This is a genomic window from Staphylococcus sp. HMSC063A07, assembly GCF_001836955.1.
In the GTDB taxonomy this organism is placed as follows: Bacteria; Bacillota; Bacilli; order Staphylococcales; family Staphylococcaceae; genus Staphylococcus; species Staphylococcus lugdunensis.
The window spans coordinates 70,341-76,340 of the sequence record NZ_KV830902.1 but is presented as its reverse complement, the minus strand read 5'-3'; the positions used below and the strand labels follow the sequence as shown (position 1 = coordinate 76,340).

Sequence of the window (6,000 nt, the reverse complement as noted above, 5' to 3'; positions counted from 1 at the left end):
GAGCGGGTGATGGGAATCGAACCCACAACATCAGCTTGGAAGGCTGAGGTTTTGCCATTAAACTACACCCGCATATATAATAGATGATTGGTGCGGCCGAGAGGACTTGAACCTCCACGGGATTTCTCCCACTAGGCCCTCAACCTAGCGCGTCTGCCATTCCGCCACGACCGCTGGCAAAACGCAATAAACTTATTCGTCTATCGAGAACAATAATAATTGTAATAGATTTGTAATTCAAAGTCAATTATAAATTAACTTTAATTTTACCTTCTTAACAACTTGTCAAATTCATAACTACTGTCTAGCACAACGCTATCCATAATACTATTATTACATCCTTATGTCAATACTTTTAATAATATAAAAAAGCCTAATCTTCTTAGTAAATTTGTTAATCACCATAAGCTTTTATTACACACATATGGCTATAGTGTTTCCTAATTTAATTTTGAAGATTAGACTTTCTCTATATCAATTATTATTTTCTATAATCCTGATTTAGTTTTAATTTCCCATTACATTTGCCACATCTCATGATTGAGATATTCACTCTTTTAATTCTTAAGTATGTTACGCCACATCTTTTACATTGGTATTCATAATTAGCACGCTCTTGATAGCTTTTGATTGCAGAACAAAATCTCGGTGCACCGACTTTGGCACTCAGTTCTTTGAAGTCATTATCTTTGTGCTGATATCCTTTGCCAGATAGATGCAAATGATAGTGACATAGTTCATGTTTAATAATATCCTTTAATGCCTTTAGTCCGTAATGTTTATATTGCATAGGGTTAAGCTCAATATTATGCGTTTTTAAAATATATCTGCCACCAGTCGTTCTTAGTCTGTTGTTAAAATACGCTTCGTGCTCAAATATTTTATTAAAATACTGCTTAGATATAGTTTCAGTTAGATTTTGCAATTCGTCATTATTCATTTGGATTAACCATTGTTAATGATACTTTTCCTTTTTGCTCATCTATATCTATTATCCATACATCAACAATATCTCCTACAGTTACAATATCCATTGGGTTTTTGACATATTTATTAGATAGTTTAGATATATGAACCAGTCCATCTTGTTTAACACCAATATCAACAAACGCACCAAAATCAACGACATTTCTCACAGTTCCACTTAATTTCATTCCTTTTGATAAGTCTGCTATTGAAAGTACATCTGATTTTAACAGTGGTGTTTCGAACTCGTCTCGTGGATCTCTGTGTGGTGCTTTTAAAGATTCAATAATGTCTTCTAATGTTGGAATACCTATATTTAATTTTGTAGAAAGTGAATTCACATCTAATTTACTTAATTTTTCTTTTAGTCCTTTCGTTCCTAACTCATTGATATCTAAATTCAGTTGCTGAAGTAATTGATATGTCGCTTGGTAACTTTCTGGGTGGATAGACGTATTATCCAGTGGCTCTGTTCCATCGATGATACGTAAAAATCCAATGCTTTGTTCAAATGTTTTAGCACCTAATCTTTTTACTTTACTGATTTCTTTATTATGCTTAATAGCACCATGTTGTTCACGGTAATCTATAATATTTTGTGCGATTGGTGCCGTTAAGCCGGATACATATTGCAATAATGATTTTGATGCTGTATTAACGTCAACACCAACTTGGTTCACAGCTGTTTCAACAACAAATGCAAGTGCCTGCTCAAGTTCTTTTTGATTAACATCATGTTGATACTGCCCAACACCAATTGATTTTGGATCTATTTTAACCAATTCACTCAACGGATCTTGAACTCGACGACCTATTGAAACTGCACTTCTTTCTTCTACTTGAAAGTTAGGAAACTCATTACGAGCTACTTCAGAAGCAGAATATACAGATGCACCTGCTTCATTGACGATAATAAATTGAACTGATAATTGGTATTCTTGAATAACTTGTGCTACAAATTGTTCTGTCTCACGACTAGCAGTACCATTTCCTATTGCAATCAATTCTACATTATAATCTCTAATCATTTTTAATAATATGTTTTTTGCCTCTTGGACTTTAGATACAGGAGGATGTGGATACATCACATTCTTAGCAACAAAAGTGCCAAATGGATTAATTACTGCCAATTTACATCCTGTTCTAAATGCGGGATCAATCCCTAAAATTTGTTTACCACGCATTGGTGGTTGTAGTAATAAATGACGTAAATTCTCACTAAAAACATCAATTGCATGATGTTCTGCTTTATTAGTAAGATCTGATCTTATCTCTCGTTCAATTGATGGCATTACTAAACGTTTCAAACTATCGCTTATTGCCTCTTGAATAATACGACTTGCTTCAGTTTGATATTTTATTTCTCTTTTAGCAATAAACTGTTGAATATGCGTGATATCAAATTCAATTTTCACAGTCAATATTTTTTCTTTTTCTCCACGATTCACCGCTAAAACTCTGTGGTTAGCTATTTTTTTAATAGGTTCGGAATAATCATAATACATTGAAAAAATTTCTTTTTCATCTTCCGCTTTTTTCTTTTTTGTCGTAACCAATTGCCCTTGATGGTACACATCTTTTAACAGTTTTGTACGATATGAAGGTTGATCTGCAATACGTTCAGCAATAATATCTTGCGCACCTTGGATAGCTTCTTCAACAGCGTTTACCTCTTCATTTAAGAATGAGGCTGCTTTTGTTGTTATATCTACGTCTAGTTTAGGTAACAGTAACCAGTCTACAAACGGTTCTAATCCTTTACGTTTTGCCTCGGTTGCTCGTGTTTTTTTCTTTTGTTTGTAAGGCCGATATAAATCTTCAACACGCTGTAATTTAGTCTGTTTTAAGATGTCTTGTTTTAATTCTTCTGTAAGCAATCCCTGTTGTTCTATATTATTAATCACTTCTTCTTTACGCTTTTGTAAATGTGCTACATATTGATATTCATCAGCTATTTGTTTTATTTCAACTTCATCTAAACCGCCAGTAGCCTCTTTTCGATATCTAGCAATAAAAGGGACTGTATTATTATCTTCTAATAATGATAATACTGCAGTAATTTGTTTTTTTGAAAATGAATAATTTTGTTCGATAGTTGCAATTAATTGATTGTCCATTGTTTTACCACACTTTTCTAGAAATTCATGCTTATTTTAACATATATTGATATCATCTTCTGATTTAAAAGATACTCATAGAAAAAACAGAGACCTTTACAAATGATGGTCTCTGCTTTTATTGTTTTGCAGCTTGTTGTAATTTTTTTATTGCCGTCCGTTGTAGTCGTGATACATGCATTTGACTCAGTCCTATACGCTCGCCAGTTTCTTTCTGACTCAAACCTTCTATAAATGTACATTGAATAATTTCTCGTTCACGCTCAGATAGAATAGGTAAAATACGTTCTAAAATCATTCTTTTTTCGGTCAAGTCGTAATTATCATCTTGCTGACCCATGATATCTAATAAAGTTACTGTTGACCCATCTTTATCAGCTTCAATCGAATGATCAACACTTAGCGCATTGTAACTTTGCCCCATTTCCATTGCTTCAAGCACTTCTTCTTCTGTAACTTCAAGTCTATTTGCAATTTCTGTAATAGAAGGTGATCGTTCTAGTTCATTTGTTAACTCATCGCTAACTTTTTTAATTCTAGGTCCAATCTCTTTAATACGTCGAGGCACATGTACACTCCATGTCTTGTCTCTTAAATATCGTTTGATTTCACCAATAACAGTTGGCACCAAGAATGCTTCAAATTTTCGATCGAACGAAATATCAAATCGATTGATTGCACCTATTAATCCAACCATTCCCACTTGAACTAAATCTTCATGATGTGATTGCCCTTTAGAATACTTGTAAGCAAGTGATTCAATTAACTTGCGATAATGTTTCACCAATTTATCTTGGGCTTCTGTACTCTTGTCTTCTTGATGCTCTTTAATCCATTGGTTTATTTGTTCAGGTGAAGTGTCATTAATTGATTTCGACTCTTTCGTCATTTTTTGGCACCTGCTCTTTTTTTATATTCTTAATCATACTGATCGTAACACCAGATTCTTTACAGACAGTAACTTCATCCATTAAAGATTCAATTAAAAATAAACCTAGCCCACCTTCACGTAAAAAGTCAATATTCTCATTATTATTATACGGCCCTAATTTTGCTTTAGTTGCTTCATAATCAAAGCTTTCTCCTTGATCGGAAATAACGATTTTAATTTGATTTTCTAGAATTTCAAAGCAAAGATTAATTCTACCGTTTTCTTGTTCGTTTTTATAAGCATGTTTTACTGCATTGGTCACCGCTTCACTCACAGCGATTTTGGCGTCTTCTATATCATCATATGATGCACCTGCTCTGGAAAACACGCCCGACAACGTTAAGCGAATTAAGCTTACATATTCAGCTGAAGCTGGTAATCTCATTTCAATATAATCGTGATTTCCAAGCATTTTATTCAACCTCCGTCCCTTCATTAACATGCATTAAATCTTTTAATCCTGTAATATCAAAAAGTCTACTAATTCGATCTGTCACGCCTAAAATATAAAGTTCTTTATTATGTTGATTTAATGCTTTTAGTGTTCCAACAAATAAGCCCAGACCAGTAGAGTCCATATAACTCACATTTGCTAAATTTACGTGAATATCTTTATCTCCTTCTTGTCGCATTGGAACTAAAACTTCTTCCAATTCTGGTACTGTATAGACATCCAGTTCACCAGCTACATTAACTTCATAATATTTTTCAAATGATTGAGTTTCTACATTAAGGTTCATATATTTACACTCCTAAATAAATTCATTTCACAAAATACATACGCTCTATTTATACCCACAACAATATTGTTATAACCACAATTTTTTATGCTAATTTACTCTTTTGATAATCAAAATTGTCATATCATCACGCTTGTTCGGATTTTGTATTTTTAAAATTGCTTCATATAGTAATTGTACAATATCTTGCGGATGCATATGTTTATATTTATGAATTAGATTTAATAAGTCCTTTTTTGAAATAAACTCACCCATTGAGTTTCGAGCTTCGGTTACGCCATCGGTAAAGATAATGATTAAATCATTGAGATTAACTGCAATTTCTTGTTGGTGATAACGCGTATTTTGACTTACACCCAATACGCGACCACGCACTTCAATTTCTTCAAATTCCTCGGTTTCCGCTCGATAAATATACCCTGGCTCATGTCCCGCCGAGCTGCAGTATAGTAAATGATTCATTTCCTCATATAAACCATAGAACATAGTTACAAACATATTTTGGTTAACATTTTTTTCAACAACTCGATTTAGTCGCTTCAATCCATCACTTGGCAATTGAGAGTGCCCATATGAGTCCATACCAAATTTGATCATACTCATAGCTAATGCGGCTGGAATACCTTTACCAATGACATCTGCAATCGCAAAACTCATCGTTCCGTCTTTATGGTCAATCAAATTAAAATAATCTCCACTTACTTTTTGTGCAGCAACTGATATGACGCCAATTTGTATACTGTCAAATTGTGGTATGTCAGCCTTTAACATAGTTTGTTGCAATCTAGAAGCTAAATCAATTTCTTTATCGTGGAATTGTAATTTATTTACTAACTTTTGATAATCTCGATAGCTGTAGCCAAATCCTCTAACTACTTCTTTTAAGACGTCTAATGTATCTAAAATTTTATGTTCTTCTAAGCTAAGAGAAGATATATAATTCTTATGTATTTCCACAATATCTTCAGGCAAAATATCTTTTTTAATCACTTCACTCGTGTAGTTTTCACATTTTTCTAGTAGCTGAGGTTGCACACCAGTAGCAATGCTTTCGTCTAATAATTCTTTATAGTGTTTTTTAAATTCTTCCACGACGTTTCCTCCTTACTACAACATTCATTATTACTTCAATGAAACGACCATTTATTTAACATAGGCTAAACATGAAACATTTCGCTCTAATAAGTCAAGAGTACCATAATAGCATAAGCAAATGGCAATAAAAACCTAGCTACTATTCTATCAG

General features: G+C 33.2%; 6 protein-coding genes and 2 tRNA genes. All 8 read right to left on the bottom strand.

Features of this window, described 5'->3' with window-relative positions; all coding sequences use genetic code 11:
* Window position 1: 1 nt before the first annotated feature.
* A tRNA-Gly gene (locus HMPREF2597_RS00950) sits at window positions 2-72 on the bottom strand.
* A 16-nt stretch (window positions 73-88) separates the two neighbouring features.
* A tRNA-Leu gene (locus HMPREF2597_RS00945) sits at window positions 89-174 on the bottom strand.
* Between the two features lie 307 nt (window positions 175-481).
* Window positions 482-940: a SprT family protein gene (locus HMPREF2597_RS00940; RefSeq protein ID WP_002478981.1), complete on the bottom strand. Its 459-nt coding sequence runs from the start codon at window positions 938-940 to the stop codon at window positions 482-484.
* Window positions 933-3,083 carry a Tex family protein gene (locus HMPREF2597_RS00935; protein WP_002478980.1) on the bottom strand — a complete coding sequence of 717 codons (2,151 nt, stop codon included), beginning with the start codon at window positions 3,081-3,083 and terminating at the stop codon, window positions 933-935. Before HMPREF2597_RS00935 ends, HMPREF2597_RS00940 begins: the two co-directional genes overlap by 8 nt.
* 118 nt (window positions 3,084-3,201) lie before the next feature.
* The gene (gene sigB, locus HMPREF2597_RS00930; RefSeq protein WP_002461188.1) at window positions 3,202-3,972 is read right to left on the bottom strand and encodes an RNA polymerase sigma factor SigB; all 771 of its coding nucleotides are present in this window, start codon (window positions 3,970-3,972) and stop codon (window positions 3,202-3,204) included.
* Complete coding sequence (gene rsbW / locus HMPREF2597_RS00925; protein ID WP_012990787.1) at window positions 3,947-4,426, bottom strand: anti-sigma B factor RsbW; 480 nt, start codon at window positions 4,424-4,426, stop codon at window positions 3,947-3,949. The genes sigB and rsbW overlap by 26 nt, the downstream gene beginning before the upstream one ends.
* Before the next feature lies 1 nt (window position 4,427).
* A complete protein-coding gene (locus HMPREF2597_RS00920; protein WP_002461190.1) occupies window positions 4,428-4,754 on the bottom strand; it encodes an anti-sigma factor antagonist in 327 nt (108 codons plus the stop codon).
* A gap of 90 nt (window positions 4,755-4,844) precedes the next feature.
* On the bottom strand, window positions 4,845-5,846 hold the full coding sequence (locus HMPREF2597_RS00915) for a SpoIIE family protein phosphatase (RefSeq protein WP_002461191.1): 1,002 nt from the start codon (window positions 5,844-5,846) through the stop codon (window positions 4,845-4,847).
* Between the last annotated feature and the right edge of the window lie 154 nt (window positions 5,847-6,000).

What these genes read in the sequence shown, in the direction of transcription:
- HMPREF2597_RS00940 (WP_002478981.1), bottom strand. Translation starts at nt 940, where the DNA reads ATGAATAATGACGAATTGCAAAATCTAACTGAAACTATATCTAAGCAG.
- HMPREF2597_RS00935 (WP_002478980.1), bottom strand. Translation starts at nt 3,083, where the DNA reads ATGGACAATCAATTAATTGCAACTATCGAACAAAATTATTCATTTTCA.
- sigB (WP_002461188.1), bottom strand. Translation starts at nt 3,972, where the DNA reads ATGACGAAAGAGTCGAAATCAATTAATGACACTTCACCTGAACAAATA.
- rsbW (WP_012990787.1), bottom strand. Translation starts at nt 4,426, where the DNA reads ATGCTTGGAAATCACGATTATATTGAAATGAGATTACCAGCTTCAGCT.
- HMPREF2597_RS00920 (WP_002461190.1), bottom strand. Translation starts at nt 4,754, where the DNA reads ATGAACCTTAATGTAGAAACTCAATCATTTGAAAAATATTATGAAGTT.